The following is a 19,953-nucleotide window of genomic DNA, read 5'->3' on the forward strand; positions in this document are numbered from 1 at the left end:
GCTCCGGTCTCACCATCACCGAAGCTCCCACAGGTAACTACTGATGGAACCATCCGGGTCTTCCGAATCCGAGGCGTCCACCGAGACCGTCAGGTTGTTCACCTGGTGCTCGAATGTCGCTGTCGGAGCCTGGTTCGCCGGCGGCGGGGACTCCACCGTGACCTCCTTGGTCACCGAGTCCGTAACTCCAGCATCGTCGGTCACCGTCAGCTCAACCGAGTACGTCCCAGCAGCCTCGTAGGTGTGCGAGGTCACCTCGCCACTGCCCTCGGACCCGTCACCGAAGTCCCAGTCAAAGTCAACGATCGCGCCGTCGGGGTCAGTAGACGCAGACCCGTCAAGGCTGACCGTCAGCCCTGCTGCCGACCAGTCGAAGTCCGCCTCCGGTGCCTGGTTGACCGGCGGGGCCGTCACCACGACAGGCTGGCTCGTAGTGCCGGTCGCACCATCGTTGTCAGTCACCGTCAACGTGACCGTGTAGGTCCCGGCCGCGGCATAGGTGTGGGAGTCGGTAACCCCCTCACCTCCGTTGCCGTCACCGAAGTCCCACTCATAGGACTCGATCGTGCCGTCGGTGTCGGTCGAGTCCGCGCCGTCGACGGAGACCGTCAGCCCGTTGGCAGCCACGGTGAACCCGGCCTGGGGGGCCTGGTTCACCGGCGGCTCGGTCACCGTGACCGACTCCGAGATGCTGTCCGACGCCCCATCATCATCAGTGACCGTCAGCTCGACCGTGTACGTCCCAGCCGCGGCGTAGGTGTGCGAGGTCACCGCATCGCTAGAGGTCGTCCCGTCACCGAAGTCCCACTCATAGGACACGATCGAACCATCAGGATCAGAGGACGACAGCCCGTCGACCGACACCATCAGGTGCTCCACCGAGTGGGTGAACGCAGCCTCCGGTGCCTGGTTGGGCGGCGCAGCCTGCACCGCCACGTCCTGGGACACACTGTGCACCGCACCGTCATCATCGGTGACCTGCAAGGTCACCTCATACGTCCCGGCAGCGGCATACGTGTGCCCGACCGTCACACCAGAACCGACCTCACCATCACCGAAGTCCCACTCATAGGACACGATCGAACCATCGTCATCCGCTGACCCCGACGCATCGAAACTGGCCTGCAGGAAGGTCGTGTCCACCTCAAACGCAGCCACCGGCGCCTGATTCGCCACCACCGCCACGCTCTTAGTCACCGCATGAGTCGCACCATCGTCATCAACGACCTCCAACTCAACCTGGTACGTCCCCGACGACGCATACACATGCGACGGACTCACACCAGAACCAGTCGACCCATCACCAAAGTCCCACCGGTACTCCACAACCGACCCGTCCTCATCACTCGAGGCCGAACCATCGAACGACACCGACAAGTGATCCGCCACAAACCCAAACTCCGCCACCGGCGACACATTGGGCACCTGGCCGCTGCCCAGGCTGTAGTGCGCCTGGACCTGTGCGTCGCTGTGAGGGCGGTTGAGTAGACGCTGACCTCATCGAGCGTCCCGTTGAGGAAGTTGCTGGTGGCGCCCGACCAGACCCGGTCGCCACCCGCACGCCAATAACCGCTGTAGTTCTCAGCGACGGGGTTCGGGTTCGTGCCGACAAGCGCACCGTCGACATACATCTTCATACCGTCACCGGACAACACAGACACGACGTGGTGCCACTGCCCATCGTTGTAGGACTGCGGTGACGTCACCCGGTGTTCTTGATTGGTATAGACACCGAACACCAGCCGTCCGTCGTTCTGAATGAACGTGTGCCGATCGTAACTGGACGACAGGGTGGTGCGTTGGTTGCCAAATCCGATGATCTTGCCACCCGACGTGCTCGTGGTCTTGAACCACGCCTCGGTCGAGAACACCTGGGGATTGGTGAACTGCGCGGTTGAGGCCACGTACCCGGTGCTCCCATTGAATGCGACTGCCGGGTTCGAGACACGCCGACCAGAGCTCCAGCCTGGTTTTTGGTGTGCCCGCCCTGGTAGGTACCGTCGCTGCGCATCGGCCCGGAGTCCCTCGCGGTCGATCCGGTGGTCTCAGAGAGCCGCCAGTAGAGAGTCGGCTCCAGGTCGAACACGGAGGCGCCGTATTCGTCGCTCGGCGCCTGGGGGAGGTTCGAGGTCCGCCCTGAAGCAACGTAGTGGGCGTCCACCTGCTGCGCAGTCAGCGCATAGGGGTAGATGGCGACCTCGTCGATCCCCCCGTTCCAGTTCGCGTTGCCGGGACTCGGCCAGCCGCTCTGGTTGTCGCCGCCGGCACGCCAGTGCCCGACGTAGACCTCCGGATTCGTGATGTCCTGCCGACTCACCGACCAGTACGCCGTCGACATACAGCCTTGCCGTCGACCCGCTCAGGGTGGCCACGACGTGGTGCCATTGGTTGTCGTTGTAGGCGTTGGTGCTGGCGACCACCTTGGTCCCATCCGAGCGGAGTCCGAAGTGGACCCTCCCGCTGCTGGTCAGGTAGATCTGCCTGTCGCGGTGACCCGAGTTGCCGACCTGGAGGTCACCGAACCCGAGCAGACGCCCGCTCGTGGAGCTGGTGCGGAACCAGGCCTCAGCGCTGAACTCCGTGGGCGCCACGTGACTCCCACGGGCGTAGATGCGACCGTTGTTGTTGTTGTTCACCTGGACTGCCGTGTCCCCTGGCACCGCACCAGCCACGCCGCGCGTGACGGCGGACCCGGGGACACCGTAGTACCCGCCTACCTTGTCCCAGATAGTCGAGCTGCCGGCCGCGTCGTTCAGTGGCCAGTAGAGGTCAGGGTTGTCTTGGCGGACGGCGGCGCTGTAGGCGTTCTCGTCCACGGAGGTCGGCACGGTGACTGTGCGGGTCGCGCCGAAGACTTGGTTGCCGCTGCCATCGCGGACTCGGATCTGGTAGTTGTACGACTGACCAGGGGTGAGTCCAGAGTCGATATAGCTAAACCCGGGGACATGCCACCAGTTGGAGTCAGCCTGGAACTCTCGGACCACCCCACCCGGGGTCCGTGCAACCTGATACGTCAGTGACTTGTCGTCCATGTCGTAGCCGGCCAGCCATCCCACTCGCACGGTACCCGGAGCGATCGGGGTCAACTCAGGGATCAGAGAGTTGTCCAGGAAGGCTGGGCCCCGGTCGCCTGGCGCGGTTGGCGAGATCGCAAACCGGACCAGTCCTTGTTGGGCCGTGTTGTTGACCCGAGGGAACTCCCCAGCGATGGTGATGTATTCATCGTTGCCCGTGACATGCCATCCTGCTTGGTAGGCGCCACTGACGCTCCCCATCGCCATGGTGGGGAACCAGTGCACAATCGACGGACTGGGCGCACCTTCCCAGTTGTAGTACCCATGAACCTCACGGATGTTCTCGCCAGTGGCCTCCTTGGAAACAGCCATGGAATGCTGGTACTTCCATGTCGAGTACTGCGGGAACCCCTCGCTCACATTGCCGCAGTAGTGCGGGTGGCCCACCATGTACATGGTCTCGGCTCCCAGCCAGTGGCTATAGGTGTCCCCGTGGCAGTCCAGGACCCACTCCGTGTCACCGCTTTCGATGTCTATCCGGAACGGACCCTCGACGTTGCCTCCCGGACCGAAGTGGTAGCCGGTGCCGTAGATGGACCCACCATCGACCGAGATGCTCGTGATCGCGGAGTCGGCACCACCGTTGGACACCCGGTAGTTCTTCGCGACCAGCGCCCCGGTGACCGCATCCAGTTGCGCGATACCGCGCTGACGCACTCCATTAACGTTCTCGAACTCGCCCGCCGCGAAGACATGCTGCCCGTCCTCGCTGAGGGCAAGACCCCATACGGGTCGGTCAAGTTGCGGAGCCCAGGACAAGAGTGCACCGTTGCTGGCGTTGAACGCCGCAATGTGAGTCCTCGACTGTCCCCCCACGCCCTGGAACGATCCGCCGACGTAGACGACATCGTTGGTGGCGACGATGGCCTTGACCTGACCCGTCATCGAAGGAGAGAAGCTCGACACCAGTTGTCCGTTGCTCGTGTTATAGGCCGCAATACGATTGCGCGTCTGCCCGTTCGCCTGGCTGAAGTTCCCCCCGACGTAGACACGTGATCCGTCCGGCGACGCTGCGACGGCCACGACCTGTGCGTTGAGGTTGGGAACGAAGTTGGTGTTGAGCACGCCGTTCGTGATGTTGTAGCTCAACAGGTTGTTGCGCTGGGTTTGGTTCGTCCCCGCCGGCGCACCTGCCGGACGGGCATGCGTGAAGTTGCCACCTGCGTAGACCGTGTTGCCTACGATGGCCTGGGACCACGAGATGCCGTTGATCTGCACTGTCGGCAACGCATCAGCAGTCACGTTCTCGGGAGTACGCGGCTTGATGGGACTGATTGCTGCCTCGGCCTGCGTCGGTGTCGCAATCAGCACCGCGAAGGTGGCCACGATCATGGCGAAGATAGTGAAGACCGCAGTGAACTGGCGCCGAGAGGCCGTGGTGGTTGCCATCTGTCTGTTCCTTCTACTCAGTGCTGCCGACGAATACGGCGAGGGGCTCATCGGCGGCCGGGCTGACCTGCACGCTGAGGGGTTGTACGAGAGAGTCGTCGAGAGTGAATACGTAGATGCCAGCGGCCGACGCGCCGCCCTCCAGTTCCCCCATCAGTGGGTCGTACGGGTCCCCGAACAGAGGTAGAAGCGGCGTCCCCTTGGCGTCCGCCACCTCGACGAAGAGTGCGGAGAGATCCTGGGCCGAGCGGCCCGTGTTGGTGACGAGGACTCTCACTTCGGCAGCCTCACCACCGATCTCTCCAGGCCGACGGGCCTGGACAGTCGTTTCGCCAAGTTCGATCTCCGCCTGGAGTCCGGCCACCAACTCCACCTCTTCGTCCAAGTCGACCGGCGGAAGAGTCTCCACAACACTGACCGAGACGGGAGACAGGTCGCCGGCACCGTCTGGTGGGAGCACGAGTGTTGCCTCCTCAGAGTCTGCGAGCGCCCCATCCCCTTGCGCCGTCTCACCCGGGGTGCTCGCAGGAGAAGTGGCGGTTGCCACCGCGTCGTCGCCGACTGTTGTTTCGCTAGCGCTCCCGCACCCCACGAGGCCCCCGGCAAGCGTCAGCACAAGTGTGGGAAGTAGCACTGACCGGGAGCGAGCCTGCCACGGCCTGACCTGCGTACGCCTTGCGAGCACCTAAACTCCCCAACAGTGTCTGTCGTCACGCTGCCCGGCGCAGCCATGATCTGGGTTGAGTCCCACGTCGGACTTAACTGTCAGAAGAGTAAAGACTTAGTAAGGGCTACGCAAGGGGTGGGGAAAGGAAAGTTTACGGATGCGCCTGCAGGGCGCGGACAGCTCCCCGTACCTCGTCTTGGTACCGCTCCACGGAGAAGTTGTCGCGGGCAGAGCGTTGCCCGGCCCGGCCCAGTCGTGTCGCTTCGTCGGGATGCGCGATCAGGTGCAGGATCGACTCGGCGAGAGCCTGTGCGTCTCGGGGCTGGACCAGGAGGCCAGTACGGCCGTGGTCGATGGTCTCCACGTGCCCGGAAACTCGCGAGGCGACGACCGGTCGTCCGCCGAATTGGGCTTCAATAACGGCGTTCCCCAAGGACTCTCCGTGCGACGTCGCGAGGACGATCTGGGCCCGCGATATTGCCGGCCAGACAGGATCGACATACCCGCTGAACGTCACCGCCCCCGCAAGATCGTCGCGGCCGGCCCGTTCGCGCAACTCGCTCTCGAACCACTCGTACCCCTCGAAGGCTGTCCCGCACACCTCAAGGCGTGCATCGACCCCCTCGTTGCGAACGATGGACAACGCCTCGATCGCCACGTCCACGCCCTTCCTAGGCGAGAGCCGTGCGATCAGGGCCAGGGTGATCGGCTCAGACAACCCACTGATAGGGGTGGGTAGAGGATCCGGCTGGCGCACTCCGTTGTAGACGCGAACGCATCTGTTGCGGACCAGGGGCACGGCCTCGACCACTGTCTCCTGGGTCACCTCGCTGTTCACCATGACCTGGTTCGCCAAGACCAGCGGTCCGTAGAGCGCCCGTCGGATCACAGCCCGGTCCTGTCCCTCGGCCTCGTGGACGTGGCAGGTCACCGGCACACGGGCTAGCCGCGCTGCGAGGAGCCACCATGGGAGTGTCACCGTGTTCACGTAGACCACGCTCGGTCGGAGTTGCCTCAGGAACGCCGCCAACGTCAGCGCACTCCGCCCACCCCGGCCGGCAAGCTGTGCCATACCCACGGCACTCGCCTGCGCGCGTCTCAGCACCGGATACTGCAGGCGTTCAACCTGGGCACCTCGCCCCCGGACCAGGGGGAGAAGTGGGCCCTCGTCCGGGCTTGTGAAGACGACGTCGAATCCCCCCTGAACCAGCGCGGTCACGCTTTCCAGCACCTGGAGGTCCGAACCGTAGACATCGGCTGAAGGATTCGCGATGACAACCAGCGGCGCCGAACCCCCACCCTGCGCGCTCGTACTCACGCAGGCATCGTAGCCCTCCATCCCCGAGGCCTCGCGCGAGATCCGAGGTGGCGGCGTTGCCAATTGGTCTCGACGGTCTCGAAGATTGCCGATAGTTTAATCAACCTAGGGCTTGGCTAAATACGTGGTCAGCTTGCTATCACGAGGCCGGTCAGCCCTGTCAGGGCCACCAGCACGACTGCCCTTCACCTTCGGCGCAAGGAGGTTCGCGGATGCGCGGCTCTACGCGCGGGCACACGCGGGGGGAGGTGCGCCGCGAGCGGGTGCTCCGCCGGATTCAGGCGCTCGGCATCGCCATTCTGGTGCTGGTCACGCTCGCGATCGTGTACCAGGCGCTGAGGAGCACCTCCCCAACCCCAGGTGGAACTTCTGCCAACCTGGGCTCCTGGACGGAGGTCGACCGCACCCCGGCAAGTTGGGAGTTGCCTTACGCCTCCCCCGTGGGAACGGCACCCTTTGAGTGCCTACCCTTCGTCACTTCCTGCGGGTGAGAGGTGTAGGTGTAGGTGGAGATCGGGACTGCATTGGGGCCCTTCTGGGGAACCTTGTTGAGCACCACCCCGAGCACTCGGGCCCCCACGGTGACGAGCATCTCCAGACTGTGCGCCAGCTCGCCGCGGGTCACAGCTTTCCGACCGCAAGCGACAACGACGATTGCACCGGCGCTGCGCTTTGTGAGCACGGCGGCGTCGGTGACCGGCAGCAGTGGTGGAGCATCCAGGATCACCACGTCGTATTGCGCCTCCAGGTCCGTCAGAAGCTTCTCCATCGCCTCGCTGGCCACGAGGTCGGACGGGTTCGGAGGGATGGTGCCCGCCAGCAGAACATCCAGTCGGGGACGATAAGACTGCACCACGTCTGCCCACGCTACCGATCCGATGAGCGTGTCCGTCAGGCCGACAGCACTCTCGAGCCCGAGGTAGTCACCAGCCTGGGGGCGACGCAGGTCGGCTTCGATCAGGCAGACTCGCTGGCCGCCCTCCGCCATCGTGATTGCAAGGTTGATCGCGGTCAGCGTCTTACCCTCGCTGGGCATGGAGGACGTGATGACATACGAGCGTTCTCCCTCGGGTACATCGAGGAACTGGAGATTGGTGCGCAACTGGCGCATGGCTTCAGCACGGACGGTGTGACCGCTCGCTGCGGACACCGCGGGGGTCTTATCCGCCCGTGGGTCGACGGGGATGTGGCCCATGACGGGAGCTTCGGTCAACTGCTTGACGTCACGTTCTCCCTTGATCCGCCGGTCCAGCGCTTCCCGCGCCACGGCACCAGCCAGGCCAGCCGCGAGTCCTGCCAGCAAGCCGAGTGCAATATTGAGCTGGGGTCGGGGCGACACGGGAACAGGGGCGCCCGCGCGGCATCGATCACCGTGATACGGACAACTGCGGTCTGATCGGCGCGCATCGGCTCGAGCGTCGGCGCGACAGTGATGAACTCCTCGGCCACACGGTTTGCCACCGCAGCGGCCTGCTCAGCCGACTCGTCGTCGACGCTTACCTCCACCACCACGGTCTCCGGCACCACCGTGGCTTCGACCCGGCGGGAGAGCTCTCCAACCGAGTCGCCCAAACCAAGGTCCTCGATGACGGGCTCAAGGACGACTGCCTTGTCGATGATCTCCACGTAGGACTTCACGCGGTCCAATACGAAGTCCGAGCCTTGCATCAACTCCGAACTGGTGCTCCCCACCTCGGGGGCGACAAAGAGTTCTACTGTCGCCTGGTACGTGCGGGGGGTGAGCAGCGTAGCGACCGACGCAAGGATGAGGCCGGACAACGTGCAGATCACCAGGATCCTCCACCGGTGACGGAGGACCCTCCAGTAGTCCCTCAACTCCACAGAACTCTCCTGCCTGACGGATGGGCAGCAACCCGCGCTCCGTGGATCCCCACCGCTGCGTGCTCGTCCACGATACCAAGGTCTGACAGGGGCAAGAATCTCCCCAAGGCGCCGTCCTGTCGGAGTGGCTCGTCAGTGCCGCCGGGGGAACCACTCCGGACCTTCGTCGGGCAGTCATCGAACAAGACTTCTGATCTGAGTCATGTTCAGGTAAAGTTTCAGCAAGTGGCACTCCAATCGGCGGTGCCAGTCAGACATGTCGTGAAAGGGGAAGCGCGGATGCCCTCTGAGCACATCGTGGTGGTGCCCTGTGCTGCAACACAATCCGCGTTCGACCACACCCTTCAGGTCCTCGTCGACCATGGCCTCCCTCACGAGTCGGTGTCCACCGAAGCCCTTACCCCCTATCTCGGCCTTTCACCCCGCCCCGTCATGGGACTCGTACACGCTTCCTCCCTGACCGTGGAGGTTCTGGACGTCCTAAGACACCTCACACTTCAGAGCGTCCCCGCGTTCTCCCTCCTGGAGCAGGCGACAGAGGAGCAGGAGATGACGTTGCTTCACTCCGGATCGTGGGAGGTGCTGAATCTGACCCACACGAGTGATCGACGGCTACGAACCAGGATCGCCACCTTCTACCGGAACATGTCGCACCTGGCCCTCACTGCGCCCCGGGAGTCATACGCCATCAACAACCTCCTCGTCGATGCGGCGCGCAGAGTGGCATCGGTGGATGGCGTCCCCATCGACCTCAGCAGAATCGAGTTCGATCTGCTGCTCACCCTCCTCCGGAGCCCAGCCGGGCTGTGCACGCGCGAGGAGCTCGCGTCCGTGCTGAAGGACTCGGCCTCGCCGGACAGTCGCAGCCTCGAGGTCAACATGAGCCGCCTGCGCGTCAAGATCGAGTCGGCAGGCGGTCCCCGCCTCGGGGAGTCGGTGCGCGGCGTCGGCTACCGCCTGACGGCCTGACTCAGTCAATACCTGCGGCCGACGCAAGCCAGCCTCAGCCTGTCTCCCCCGCATAGATCGCCTCGGAGATCCTGTCGCGCAGCGCGACGAACTCCGGAGTGGAGCGCAGCTCCTTGCCCGGCAGCAGCCGGCCGTACTCCGCGGAGATCTCGCACCGGCTCGTCCTGCACGACGCGCCCGGGGCGGGGGCTCATGACGAGCACCCGGTCGCCGAGGAAGACGGCCTCCTCGACGCTGTGGGTGATGAAGAAGATCGTCTTCTTGCGCTCCCGGGCGATCCGCAGCAGGTCGGCCTGCAGCCGCTCCCGGGTGAGCGCGTCGAGCGCGCCGAACGGCTCGTCCATCAGGATGATCTCGGGGTCGTTGGCCAGCACCCGGGCGATCTGGGTGCGCTGCTGCATCCCGCCGGACAGCTCGTAGGTCTTCTTGTCCTCGAATCCGGCGAGCCCCACCAGGTCCAGCGCCTCCTCGGCGGCCTCCCGGCGGGTTGCGGCGGCGATGCCGCGGAACTTCAGGCCCAGCTCGACGTTCTTGCGGACGGTCAGCCAGGGGTAGAGGTTGGCGTGCTGGAAGACCACGCCTCGTTGCCACGACGGCCCGGTGATCGGCTCTCCGTCGACCAGGGCCCGCCCGCCGGTGGGTTTGAGGAACCCGGCGAGCACCTTGAGCAGGGTCGTCTTCCCGCAGCCGGACGGGCCGACGACACAGACGAACTCGCCCGCCGGCACCTCCAGCGAGGTGTCCGCGAGCGCGTGGACCACCTCGCCGCTGTCGGTGATGTAGCGCTGGGAGACGTTCTCGAGGGTGAAACTCACTGCCCCACCTCCACGATGGCGTCGCTGTAGATGGCCTGCTCGTAGGCGTCCTCGCTGTTGACCGCGTCGATCTCCTGCTGGTCGACCAGGAAGTCCGCGGTGTTGATGAGGTCCTGCGTCAGCGTCCCGCCGAAGTAGTCCTCGCCGGCCTGCTCGGAGGCGTCCAGGAAGGTGTAGCCGCCGAGCTGGTCCAGCACCTCATCCTCGGCGATGCCCAGCTGCACGGCGATCGACTCGGCCGCGGCGTCCGGGTCGTCCTGGATCATCGTGACCGCCTCGTCCTGCACCGCCGTCCAGACCTGCATGAACTCCGGGTTGGCCTCGACGAACTCCCGGGTCGCAGCGGCCAGGTCGAACGTCGGCGCCCCGGCCTCCGCCGTGTCGGCGGCCGACAGGATGATCTCGCCGTTCTCGGCGAGCAGCGGCAGGGTCGGGGCCCACACCCACGCGGCGTCGATCTCCTGCCGCTCCCAGGCGGCGAGCATCGCGTCCGGCGACAGGTTGGTGAGCTCGATGTCGGAGGTGCTCATCCCCTCCCGCTCCAGCGCCGCCAGCAGGGAGTAGTGGGCGGTGGAGGCGAACGGCACCGCCACCCGCTGCCCCTCCAGGTCGGCCAGACTCTCGCCAGCGCCCTCCTGCACGACGAGGGACTCGGCCTCGCCGATCACGTCGTGGATCCACACGACCTGTATGTCGACGCTCACCGGCGGCGAGACCGCCTTGGTCGCCGGGCTGGACCCCACCAGGCCCGAGGTCGACCGAGCCGGAGCCGAACGCCTGGATCACCTCGGCGCCGGAGTTGAACTTCTCCCAGGTGATGGTGGCGTTCGGCATACAGCTCTCCAGCCACCCCAGGTCCCGCACCACCAGGTCGCCGTTCGGGATCGGCTGGTAGGCCAGCGTCACGGTCGTTTCGACGGTCTCGTCCACCTCGACCGGGCAGGTGCCGGCGGCCTCGCCCATCACGCTGTCGGGGTGCACCGTGCGGCCGCCCTCGACGCAGCCGGCCAGCAGGAGCGCGACGCCCCCGCCCAGCACGGTGAGCCGTATGCCGATGCTCGCGTGACGCTGCATGCGTCCCCTCTCCCGGGTCATGCTTTGCCGTACCACGGGACGGCCAGGGTGCCCAGGTACTTGATGCAGGGCGTCGAGCGCCACGGCGGCCAGGCCGATGACGATGATGCAGGCGATGGTCAGGGCGGTCTGCAACTGCTGGCCGGAGACGTAGGCCAGGCCGCCGATGCCGGGGATGCCGGCGTTCAGCTCGGCGGCGACGACGGTCGTCCAGGCGAAGCCGACGGCGATCCGGATGCCGCCGATCACCTCGGGCAGCGTGGACGGCAGCACCACGGAGGTGCCGACCTGCCACCGGCTGGCCCCCATCGACTGGGCCGCGTGGATGCTGTCCTGCCGCACCCCGCGCACCCCGTTGATCGTGGCGATCACGATCGGTGGGAAGGCGGCCAGGAAGAGCAGCCAGTACTTCGACAGGTCACCGATGCCGAACCAGACGATCAGCAGCCCGATGTAGCCCAGCGGCGGCAGCGAGCGCAGGAAGTTCAGGTAGGGCTCGAACGCGGTGTTGACCCACCCGATGCTGCGCCATCAGGAAGCCCGACGATCGGGCCCAGCACGACGGCCACACCGACGCCCACGCCGATCCGCTGCAGCGAGGCGATCAGGTGCTCCCACATGTAGTAGTTCTGCTCCCCGCACACGGTGCGGGTCGCGCTGACCTCGGTGCAGCCGTTGGCCTCGACGAACGCGGTCCACACCGCACCGGGCGAGGGCAGGTACAGCGGCCGGACCCAGCCCATCGCGGTGACCAGCCACCACAGGAGGAGGAAGACGACCAGGACGCTCAGGCTGAGTCCGAGCCGGCGCAGCCTGCCCAGCCGGCGCGATCGGCGGTGGTCCGAGGCGACCTTGAGCGTCTGCCCGAGGTGCTCGTCCCCCGGCGCGGCCGACGGGGGCTCCGTGGGCGGTTCCTCACTGGTCAAGCGCCCTGCCGCCTTCCGATCGGATTCGTGTCCGCCGACGAGCGTAACCCCGGCCACCCCGTTGTCGTGCGAACATGGCCGTCACGACCAACCGGCCAGCGCAGAGGACTCCATGGCAACGCCACGCACCGACCCCCGTGACGAGGTCTTCGTGACCACCCGCCCCTGGGGCCAGTTCCAGCAGTTCGCCAGTGGGGTCGCCCTGACCGTGAAGGTGATGACCATCTCCCCCGGCCACCGGCTCTCGCTCCAGCGGCACGGCCACCGCGGTGAGATGTGGCAGATCCTGGACGTCCCGATCCAGGTCACCGTCGAGGACCGCACCTGGATGGCCCAGGTCGGCGAGATCGTCTGGGTCCCCTCCGGCGCCATCCACCGCATCGGCAACCCCGGCGACGTCCCCGGCCGCGTCCTCGAGCTCGCCTTCGGCGACTTCGACGAGGCCGACATCGAGCGCCTCGAGGACGACTACGCCCGCTGAGGGACCCCCTCCCACCGCCATTCCCGACCAGACGCGTCACCTGGCGGCCCCAGGCCCCCGACCGGACGCGTCGTGCTGGCGGTCCACTCGGGGCACCGGACGCGTCGTGCTGGCGGCCTGACCCGTGACCGCACACCCGCACCTGGCGGTCCATGGCTAAAGGTCAAGACCTTGTCCTTTTCTCAATACATCAGGTCAAGTCACCTGGTAGGTCTCACGGCACTCCGTCACCTCCACCGAAGGACGTCTGCCGTGAAGACGAAGACTCCCCTGTCTGGTCATCACGCTGCGCTGTCGCAATGGCTCCTGGCCGCCTGCGGCGGCGGACTCGCCCGCGGAGGAGGACGCCGCCGGCGACCGTCGGCCGCCGCTACCGAGGCCGAGCCACCGACGACAGACCAGGCTCGCGGATGCAACGCCCGACCCCGCCGCGACCGACAGCGCGGGATCCCCGCCGACGACGAGCTGGGAGCGACGACGACCGAGCAGACAGGTGACGAGGAGACACCCGGGGAGGCCGCTACGGCATACGTCATCGCGACCACCCCGCCGGAGCCCCGCACCGAGCTGGCGCCGGGCGACCGTCGTGGCCCAGCAGGTCCAGGACAGATGCGGGCCACCGTCCTGCTACGTCGTGCTGTCCGCCACCCCGGACGGCACCGATCGTGGAGAACTGGCGGTTCACCGTGGACATGGCCACCGCGGGGCAGCGACCCGGCCCACAACACCCAGCTGGTCCCCGGCCCGGGCGCGTTCAGCTCCGACTTCACCAAGGTCGTCGGGCACCGCACAGTTCCGCCTCGACCCGATCGGCTTCGACACCCAGGTCGGCTACTTCGCCACCGGACGGCACCTTCACCAACCTGTCCGGCCGCGACGAGCCCACCAGCGGGCGTCGCCCAGTCGCACCCGACCTTCGGCCCGGACGACCGGCTCTGGTATCTGGCAGCAGGCCCCACGGCGCGACCGTGGAGCTGTGGTCGGTGGCGCTCGACGGCAGCGATGCCCGCGGCAGGAGGACCCCGGGCTCACCTAGCCCGGGACAGGCGTTCCTGCTTCACCCAGGGCGGCCACCCGGTCCCGGTGTACGATCGAGCATGCAGCACAGCGCGGTCTCCGACGACGGCTCGCCTGGCGGTGAGCGACGACTACAACGGGTGGCGGGCCGGGACGTCGACCTGGCGACCCTCGACGACGCGCCCCAGCTGGCCCCGGACCCGACGTCGACGGCGACCCCGGGCGGGACCGCGCGCCCCGTCGCCTTCCTGCCCGGCAGACTACCGACCAGGTGCTGTGCGTCCAGCGGGCAGGTCGCTTCGTCTGCGAGCTCGACGTCGCCGGCGGGACGTACTGCCGTGTCCACCGGAAGAACTCCTCCCCGACCCGCGAGGAGCTGCAGGGCGAGGCGCATCGGGCGCCCGCCTGCTGCCGCGACGGTCACGGCCGCGTGGTTCACCTAGCAACAGCTGGACAGGTCGACGGCACCGATGTCGCGCGGCTGGTGTGGATGGACCCCAGCCGACGGGTCGCTGGTCGGGCAGCGCGGCCCTAGCCTACGACAACCCCAACGCGCCCTTCCCGTGGGTGGTCGGCCAGGCGCAATAAGGAATCCACCGCGCAGCGACGTTCACAGGAACCACATAGGTTCACCACAGCGATGCCATAGGGCCGCCCTCCACAGTGGGTTCACACCCACCACACAGGAGGAGCGAAGCCCGATGAGTTCCACACCCACCAACGACCAGCCCGCCTTCGAGGGACGGCCGCTCCCCCGTCCCGCGGACGACCTCGAGGACCAGGGCGCCGGCTTCGACGCCGCCACCCTGGTCACCCGCCGGCGGGTGCTCAGCGTCGTCGGGGTCGGGGTCGGCGCCGCGGCCCTGGCAGCTTGCGGCACCGACGCGACGAGCACCACCTCGACCAGCAGCACCACTTCGGCCGACGACGGCTCGGCCACCTCGAGCAGCTCGTCCGCCGACGCCGGCGCCACGACCTCCAGCGGATCGACGAGCGCCAGCGACATCGAGGAGATCCCGGAGGAGACCAACGGCCCGTACCCGGCCGACGGCACCCAGGACGTCAACGTGCTCACGGAGTCCGGCATCGTCCGCCAGGACATCACCTCCAGCCTGGACGGCGGGTCCTCCGTCGAGGGAGTCGCCCTGTCGATGGCGTTCCTCGTCCGCGATATGGCCAACGACCGGCCGTTCGAGGGTGCCGCCGTCTACGCGTGGCAGTGCGACGCCGAGGGCCGCTACTCGATGTACACCCAGGGCGTCGAGGACGAGACCTGGCTGCGCGGCATCCAGGTCGCCGACAGCGACGGGATGGTCAGCTTCACCACGATCGTCCCCGGCTGCTACTCCGGCCGCTGGCCGCACATCCACTTCGAGGTCTACCCGGACGTCGACTCGGCCACCGACGTGGAGAACGTCATCGCCACCTCGCAGGTCGCCCTCCCCGAGGACATCCTCACCGAGATCTACCAGCGGTCGGAGTATGCCGGGTCCGCCGAGAACATGGCCGCGGTCGGTTCCGTGGAGCAGGACGGGATCTTCTCCGACAGCCTCGACCAGCAAATGCCCACCATCACTGGCGACATCGACTCCGGCTATATCGCCACCCTGACTGTGGGCGTCGACACCACGACCGAGCCGACCGGCGCCGGTGGTGGACCCGGCGGTGGAGCCGGCGGGCCCGGCGGAGGCGGGGAGCCTCCCTCGGGCGGCGGCCCCAGTGGCGGCGGCGAGCCGCCCTCGGGTGAGCCCCCGACGAACTGACCCTGACCCTTCCCGGTCCCCTCACCGCATACGGCATCTCACGGCATACGCCATCTCACCGCCTACGCCATATCACGCAGACCCGCACCACCCACACCCAAGGAGATCATCATGTTGGCAAACCTCACGGGCTGGCACGCCCTCGTCATCCTGGCCATCGTCCTGCTCATCTTCGGCTCCGCAAAGCTGCCCGGGCTCGCCCGCAGCGTCGGGCAGTCGATGCGGATCCTGCGCGACGAGGTCCACACCTCCGACCCCGCCGATGAAGAGCGGGCCAGGCTCGAGACCACCGACGCCCAGACCCCGACCACCACGGCCCCGCAGGCCTCGAGCCGGCCGGCCGCATGAGCACCGCCACCGTCGCGCGGGGCACCATGCCCCTCGCCGGACACGTCCAGGAGGCGCGTCGACGCGGACTCCGCGTGACGGTGGCCCTGCTCGTCGGGGTGACCGTCGGTTTCCTGCTCGCCGACCAGGTGCTCGACCTGCTGCGCCAGCCGGTCGAGCAGCTCGCGGCGACGCGAGAGGCCAGCCTCAACTACGACACCGTCACCGGGGCGTTCGACCTGCGGCTGCGGATCGCCCTGATCACCGGGATCGTGCTCGCCAGTCCGGTCTGGTTGCTCGAGCTGTTCCTGTTCGTCACGCCGGGCCTGAACCGGCAGGAGCGGCGCTACACGGTCGGGTTCCTGGCGGCGGCGCTGCCGCTCTTCGCGGCCGGGTGCGCCTTCGGTCTGCTCGTCTTCCCGCACGTGGTCAGCACGCTGACCGGCTTCTCCTCCGCGGAGGACAGCACCATCCTCACCGCGTCCTACTACGTGGACTTCGCGCTCAAGTTGGTGCTCGCCGTCGGGGTCGCGTTCGTCCTGCCGGTCTTCGTCGTCATCCTCAATCGGATGGGCGTGCTGCCGGCGGCGACGCTGCGCCGCAGCTGGCGGCTCGTGGTCCTGGCCATCACCCTCTTCAGCGGGCTGGTCACCCCGGCGGCGGACGTGCTGTCCATGTTCCTGGTGGCCGGGCCCATGTCCCTCATCTTCGGCGCCGCGCTGCTCATCGCCACGGTGCACGACCGGCGCCTGGCCCACCGCCTGGCGGGCGCCACCGACACCACCCCATCGCTGACGTCCCGGGAGGCACCGTGTTCGGACTGACCCTCGACAAGCTGCTGCTCGTCGCGATCCTCGCCGGGGTCCTGATCGGCCCGACCCGGCTCCCGGCATACACCCGCCAGCTGGCGGGCGTGGTCCGCAGCTTCCGGGAGTTCCTGGAGCTGACCCGGGCCCGGGCCGAGGAGGACCTCCACCTCACCCGCGAGGAGTGGGAGGCGCTCGACCCGCGCCGATACGACCCGCGCCACGTCGTGCGGGAGGCGTTCAGCCAACCGGAGCCGGAGGCGGAGCCGGCCCCGGCCATCCCCGCGGACGAGCCGGTCGACCCGAGGATCCTGCAGGCAGCCACGATCCGCCCCGGTCAGAAGTACCTGGTCAGCGGGCCGGCCGCACACCCCATACGGATCCTCATCGCCTCGCTGCCCGAGGATGATCCGCGACGCATCGCCGCCGAGGTCGCGCCGAGTCCCGGGGACGAGGTTGCGCCGACGCCCGGGGACGAGGTTGCGCCGACATCCGGGGGCGCGACCGCAGCGGGCGACGACTCCACGCGGCGGCTCGTGGGCAGCTCTGCGACCGGCGGCCTCCCGGCCGCTACGGTGGCGGAGTGAGTAGCTCACCCAGGCCCGGACACACCGGGGCCCCGGACGCGTCCCGGCAGGGCACCACGGGACTGACCCGCGTCGACGGCTCGCCCGTGCGGGTGCTCGTGGTCGACGACGAGGCGGTGCTCGGCGACCTGCTGCGCGATGGCGCTGCGCTACGAGGGCTGGGAGGTGCGCACGGCGGCGACCGGCGCCGAGGCGCTGCGCGAGGCCGCGACTTCTCGCCCCGACGTCGTCGTCCTCGACGTCATGCTGCCCGACCTCGACGGGCTCGAGCGTGCTGCGCCGGCTGCGCGCCGACGGCAACGACGTGCCGGTGCTGTTCCTCACCGCCAAGGACGCCGTCGAGGACCGCATCGCCGGGCTGACCGCCGGCGGCGACGACTACGTCACCAAGCCGTTCAGCCTCGAGGAGGTCGTGGCCCGGCTGCGCGCGCCTGCTGCGCCGCACCGGCACGGCGACCGCGCGGCGACGGCCGACCCGCATGCTGCGTGGTCGGCGACCTGGTGCTGGACGAGGACAGCCACGAGGTGTACGCGCGCCGGGCGAGCCGATCGAGCTGACCGCGACCGAGTTCGAGCTGCTGCGCTACCTCATGCGCAACCCGCGCCGCGTGCTGTCAGCAAGGCGCAGATCCTCGACCGGGTGTGGAACTACGACTTCGGCGGGCAGGCCAACATCGTCGAGCTGTACATCTCCTACCTGCGCAAGAAGATCGACGCGCGGCCGCGCGCCGATGATCCACACCGCTGCGCGGCGCTGGGCTACATCCTCAAGCCCGCGCCGTGAACGCGACGCCGGACCGCGACCCGCCGGCGTGGACCCTGCGCCGGCCGCATCCTGGTCGCGGTCGCCGTGGCGGTCTGCTGCTCGGTCGTGATCGTGCGTCGCCGCGGTCGTCGCCACTGCACGGCGTCTCGTCGGACCGGGTGCGTGACTCGACCTGCGCTCAGACACGCTCAGCTCGCGGCCGCGGCTCGCAGCGCGCCAGGACGCCGCGGACCGGCCGCCGTCTCCGCGACGGGCCCGACGACGGACGCGTCCCGGACTTCCTGGAGCCCCGGCCAGCCCGACGGACACGCGCTCGGCGCGACCGTCGTCGACGGCCAGGTGCAGCGGCCGCCGTGCTCGACCACACCGGCGCCGGACGCAGGCGATGCTCGACGCGAGGCGGCCGCCCCGCTGCTCGCCGTGCCGGTCGACGGGTCGTCCACGCAGCGGTCGAGCTCGTCGCCGACCTCGGCGAGCTACCGGGTGCGTCGCCGTCACCGACCTCCGGCGGCTCGGTGACGTCACCGGCCTGTCGACGGCCGAGGTCGACCAGACCACTGGTCGCCCGACTGGCCGCGATCTTCGCGCTGGTCATCGCGGCGGTCGCGCTGCTGCTCGGCCACGGCCTGGCGCGGTCGCCCTCATCCGCGCGTCGCGCTGCGCCCGCTCGGACCGGGTCGCCGGCCACCGCGCGACGCGCGTCGCCGAGCTGCCGCTGCACCGCGGCGAGGTGGCCATGCGCGACCGGGTGCCCGACGCCGACACCGACCCGGGCACCGAGGTCGGACAGGTGGGCGTCGGCGCTGAACCGGATGCTCGGCCACGTCGACCGACGCGCTCGTCGCCCGCCAGCGCTCAGCGAGCAGCAGGTGCGCCAGTTCGTCGCCGACGCCAGCCACGAGCTGCGCACCCCGCTCGCCTCCATCCGCGGCTACGCCGAGCTGACCCGCCGCGTGCCCGAGCGAGCTGCCCGACGACGTCGCGCACGCCCTGCGGCCGGGTCGAGTCGGAGGCCGACCCGGATGACCGGCGCTGGTCGAGGATCTGCTGCTGCTGGCCCGCCTCGACGCCGGGCGCCAGCGTCGCGCCGGAGCCGGTCGACCTGACCAGCGTGGCTCGTGCGACGCGGTCAGCGACGCCCACGCCGCCGGCCCCGACCACGACTGGCGCGCTCGACGCTGCCCGGACCGAGCCGGTCACCGTCGACCGGCGACCGGCGACGCGGCTGCACCAGGTCGTCGAGCAACCTGCTGTCCAACGCCCGGTCGCACACGCCCGGCCGGGACCACGGTGACGGCCGCGCTCCGGCACACGACACCGACGCCGGGCTCCGGACCGACTCACCGTCGCCGACGACGGCCCCGGCATCGCCCGCCGAGCTGCAGCGCCGCGCGTGTTCGAGCGGTTCGCGCCGCGGCGACGCCTCGCGCTCCCGCGCGCGCCGGCAGCAGCGGGCCTGGGCCTGGCGATCGTCGCGGCGGTCGTCGCCGCACACGGCGGGGGTGTCAGCGTGACATCGGAGCCCGGGCGGACCGAGTTTGTGGTCGACCTGCCGGGGCCGAGCTCGGGAAAGTGGGAAAAGGGGCAGGATGGAGCAGCGAACTGACACAGCAGGAGGCACACCATGGCCACCAGAATCGTCACGGACGACCGCAGCAGAGCCGTGCAGCCCGGCGGGAGTCACCAGGAGTACCTCGTCGAGGACTACGAGGACGGCAGCATGTTCCTTGAACCGGCGGTCACGGTCTCCCGTGACCCGTTGGCGTACAACACCGACGCAGACCTCCGTACGTTGCTGGGCGAGGCAGCCACGTCGCAGACGGTGACGAAGTCCCGGCGGCGGCGTGACCGCTGAGGGCGCCTCTTCGCAGGTCGCACAACGACGTGCTTGAACTGTGCGAGGGCATCTTCGACAGCCCCGGCACGGTTCGGGCACGGTCGAGCGCAATCACGACGGATGACGGAGTCCGGTTTGTGACTACCCGGCGCGGGCACCATCCGTACAAGGTGTTGTGGTCCATGGACAACACCGGGCATCCTCGCAACGAAGCGGTCTTCCCGCGCTCCTGACGAGGCACGCCGACCTGTCGGGCACACGACGGCCGCCTGGCCTTAGGCCAACGCGGCCATCA

The 19,953-nt window shown here is 68.2% G+C and carries 17 protein-coding genes and 4 pseudogenes; 10 read left to right on the forward strand and 11 right to left on the reverse strand.

What is annotated here, in order from left to right; translation table 11 throughout:
• Positions 1–15 precede the first annotated feature (15 nt).
• From AC1QRC_RS00190 to AC1QRC_RS00220, 7 genes and pseudogenes are all read right to left on the reverse strand, one after another.
• Complete coding sequence (locus AC1QRC_RS00190) at positions 16–1,407, reverse strand: PKD domain-containing protein (protein ID WP_484204887.1); 1,392 nt, start codon at positions 1,405–1,407, stop codon at positions 16–18.
• A 68-nt stretch (positions 1,408–1,475) separates the two neighbouring features.
• Positions 1,476–2,036: pseudogene (locus AC1QRC_RS00195) on the reverse strand (LamG domain-containing protein); the annotation flags it as partial.
• A gap of 9 nt (positions 2,037–2,045) precedes the next feature.
• Complete coding sequence (locus AC1QRC_RS00200; RefSeq protein WP_484204888.1) at positions 2,046–4,463, reverse strand: LamG-like jellyroll fold domain-containing protein; 2,418 nt, start codon at positions 4,461–4,463, stop codon at positions 2,046–2,048.
• Positions 4,464–4,476: 13 nt separating this feature from the next.
• Positions 4,477–4,923 carry a hypothetical protein gene (locus tag AC1QRC_RS00205; RefSeq protein WP_484204889.1) on the reverse strand — a complete coding sequence of 149 codons (447 nt, stop codon included), beginning with the start codon at positions 4,921–4,923 and terminating at the stop codon, positions 4,477–4,479.
• Between the two features lie 358 nt (positions 4,924–5,281).
• A complete protein-coding gene (locus AC1QRC_RS00210; protein ID WP_484204890.1) occupies positions 5,282–6,448 on the reverse strand; it encodes a glycosyltransferase family 4 protein in 1,167 nt (388 codons plus the stop codon).
• A gap of 427 nt (positions 6,449–6,875) precedes the next feature.
• Entirely contained in the window at positions 6,876–7,715 is an 840-nt protein-coding gene (locus AC1QRC_RS00215) for a CpsD/CapB family tyrosine-protein kinase (protein ID WP_484204891.1), read from the reverse strand.
• Positions 7,658–8,290, reverse strand: a complete 633-nt coding sequence (locus AC1QRC_RS00220) for a YveK family protein (RefSeq protein ID WP_484204892.1) — start codon at positions 8,288–8,290, stop codon at positions 7,658–7,660. Before AC1QRC_RS00220 ends, AC1QRC_RS00215 begins: the two co-directional genes overlap by 58 nt.
• Positions 8,291–8,569: 279 nt before the next feature.
• Here AC1QRC_RS00220 and AC1QRC_RS00225 point away from each other — a divergent pair, with 279 nt between their 5' ends.
• Positions 8,570–9,259, forward strand: a complete 690-nt coding sequence (locus AC1QRC_RS00225; RefSeq protein ID WP_484204893.1) for a winged helix-turn-helix domain-containing protein — start codon at positions 8,570–8,572, stop codon at positions 9,257–9,259.
• A 5-nt stretch (positions 9,260–9,264) separates the two neighbouring features.
• On the opposite strand, the gene AC1QRC_RS00230 is transcribed toward AC1QRC_RS00225, so the two are convergent.
• The 4 genes and pseudogenes from AC1QRC_RS00230 to AC1QRC_RS00245 all read right to left on the reverse strand — a co-directional run bounded on the left by AC1QRC_RS00230 (position 9,265) and on the right by AC1QRC_RS00245 (position 12,074).
• Entirely contained in the window at positions 9,265–10,074 is an 810-nt protein-coding gene (locus AC1QRC_RS00230; protein WP_484204894.1) for an ABC transporter ATP-binding protein, read from the reverse strand.
• Positions 10,071–10,778 (reverse strand): taurine ABC transporter substrate-binding protein, encoded by a 708-nt coding sequence (locus AC1QRC_RS00235; RefSeq protein ID WP_484204895.1) that lies wholly within the window; start codon positions 10,776–10,778, stop codon positions 10,071–10,073. Before AC1QRC_RS00235 ends, AC1QRC_RS00230 begins: the two co-directional genes overlap by 4 nt.
• A gap of 490 nt (positions 10,779–11,268) precedes the next feature.
• Positions 11,269–11,670, reverse strand: a pseudogene (locus AC1QRC_RS00240) (ABC transporter permease); the annotation flags it as partial.
• Complete coding sequence (locus AC1QRC_RS00245; RefSeq protein WP_484204896.1) at positions 11,634–12,074, reverse strand: hypothetical protein; 441 nt, start codon at positions 12,072–12,074, stop codon at positions 11,634–11,636. The gene AC1QRC_RS00245 and the pseudogene AC1QRC_RS00240, both read right to left, overlap by 37 nt.
• A gap of 112 nt (positions 12,075–12,186) precedes the next feature.
• On the opposite strand from AC1QRC_RS00245, the gene AC1QRC_RS00250 reads away from it, so the two are divergent.
• The 9 genes and pseudogenes from AC1QRC_RS00250 (at position 12,187) to AC1QRC_RS00290 (ending at position 19,676) form a co-directional block, all read left to right on the forward strand.
• Positions 12,187–12,555, forward strand: coding sequence for a phosphomannose isomerase type II C-terminal cupin domain (locus AC1QRC_RS00250; RefSeq protein WP_484204897.1), 369 nt, complete (start codon positions 12,187–12,189; stop codon positions 12,553–12,555).
• A gap of 1,718 nt (positions 12,556–14,273) precedes the next feature.
• Entirely contained in the window at positions 14,274–15,335 is a 1,062-nt protein-coding gene (locus AC1QRC_RS00255) for an intradiol ring-cleavage dioxygenase (protein ID WP_484204898.1), read from the forward strand.
• A gap of 111 nt (positions 15,336–15,446) precedes the next feature.
• Complete coding sequence (locus tag AC1QRC_RS00260) at positions 15,447–15,683, forward strand: twin-arginine translocase TatA/TatE family subunit (RefSeq protein ID WP_484204899.1); 237 nt, start codon at positions 15,447–15,449, stop codon at positions 15,681–15,683.
• On the forward strand, positions 15,680–16,486 hold the full coding sequence (tatC, locus tag AC1QRC_RS00265; protein WP_484204900.1) for a twin-arginine translocase subunit TatC: 807 nt from the start codon (positions 15,680–15,682) through the stop codon (positions 16,484–16,486). The genes AC1QRC_RS00260 and tatC overlap by 4 nt, the downstream gene beginning before the upstream one ends.
• Positions 16,474–17,055: a twin-arginine translocase TatA/TatE family subunit gene (locus AC1QRC_RS00270; RefSeq protein WP_484204901.1), complete on the forward strand. Its 582-nt coding sequence runs from the start codon at positions 16,474–16,476 to the stop codon at positions 17,053–17,055. The genes tatC and AC1QRC_RS00270 overlap by 13 nt, the downstream gene beginning before the upstream one ends.
• A gap of 62 nt (positions 17,056–17,117) precedes the next feature.
• Positions 17,118–17,839 (forward strand): annotated as a pseudogene (locus AC1QRC_RS00275) (response regulator transcription factor).
• A 794-nt stretch (positions 17,840–18,633) separates the two neighbouring features.
• The gene (locus AC1QRC_RS00280) at positions 18,634–18,927 is read left to right on the forward strand and encodes a histidine kinase dimerization/phospho-acceptor domain-containing protein (RefSeq protein WP_484204902.1); all 294 of its coding nucleotides are present in this window, start codon (positions 18,634–18,636) and stop codon (positions 18,925–18,927) included.
• A 242-nt stretch (positions 18,928–19,169) separates the two neighbouring features.
• A pseudogene (locus tag AC1QRC_RS00285) lies at positions 19,170–19,427 on the forward strand (ATP-binding protein); the annotation flags it as partial.
• Positions 19,428–19,445: 18 nt separating this feature from the next.
• On the forward strand, positions 19,446–19,676 hold the full coding sequence (locus tag AC1QRC_RS00290; RefSeq protein ID WP_484204903.1) for a hypothetical protein: 231 nt from the start codon (positions 19,446–19,448) through the stop codon (positions 19,674–19,676).
• The last annotated feature ends 277 nt before the right edge of the window (positions 19,677–19,953 follow it).

The organism is Ornithinicoccus sp. (assembly GCF_057176825.1).

Excerpts from the sequence above, each read along its gene's own strand:
- AC1QRC_RS00280 (WP_484204902.1), top strand. The coding sequence starts at position 18,634 with ATGCTCGGCCACGTCGACCGACGCGCTCGTCGCCCGCCAGCGCTCAGC.
- AC1QRC_RS00255 (WP_484204898.1), top strand. The coding sequence starts at position 14,274 with ATGAGTTCCACACCCACCAACGACCAGCCCGCCTTCGAGGGACGGCCG.
- AC1QRC_RS00250 (WP_484204897.1), top strand. The coding sequence starts at position 12,187 with ATGGCAACGCCACGCACCGACCCCCGTGACGAGGTCTTCGTGACCACC.
- AC1QRC_RS00260 (WP_484204899.1), top strand. The coding sequence starts at position 15,447 with ATGTTGGCAAACCTCACGGGCTGGCACGCCCTCGTCATCCTGGCCATC.
- AC1QRC_RS00290 (WP_484204903.1), top strand. The coding sequence starts at position 19,446 with ATGGCCACCAGAATCGTCACGGACGACCGCAGCAGAGCCGTGCAGCCC.
- AC1QRC_RS00200 (WP_484204888.1), bottom strand. The coding sequence starts at position 4,463 with ATGGCAACCACCACGGCCTCTCGGCGCCAGTTCACTGCGGTCTTCACT.
- tatC (WP_484204900.1), top strand. The coding sequence starts at position 15,680 with ATGAGCACCGCCACCGTCGCGCGGGGCACCATGCCCCTCGCCGGACAC.
- AC1QRC_RS00225 (WP_484204893.1), top strand. The coding sequence starts at position 8,570 with ATGCCCTCTGAGCACATCGTGGTGGTGCCCTGTGCTGCAACACAATCC.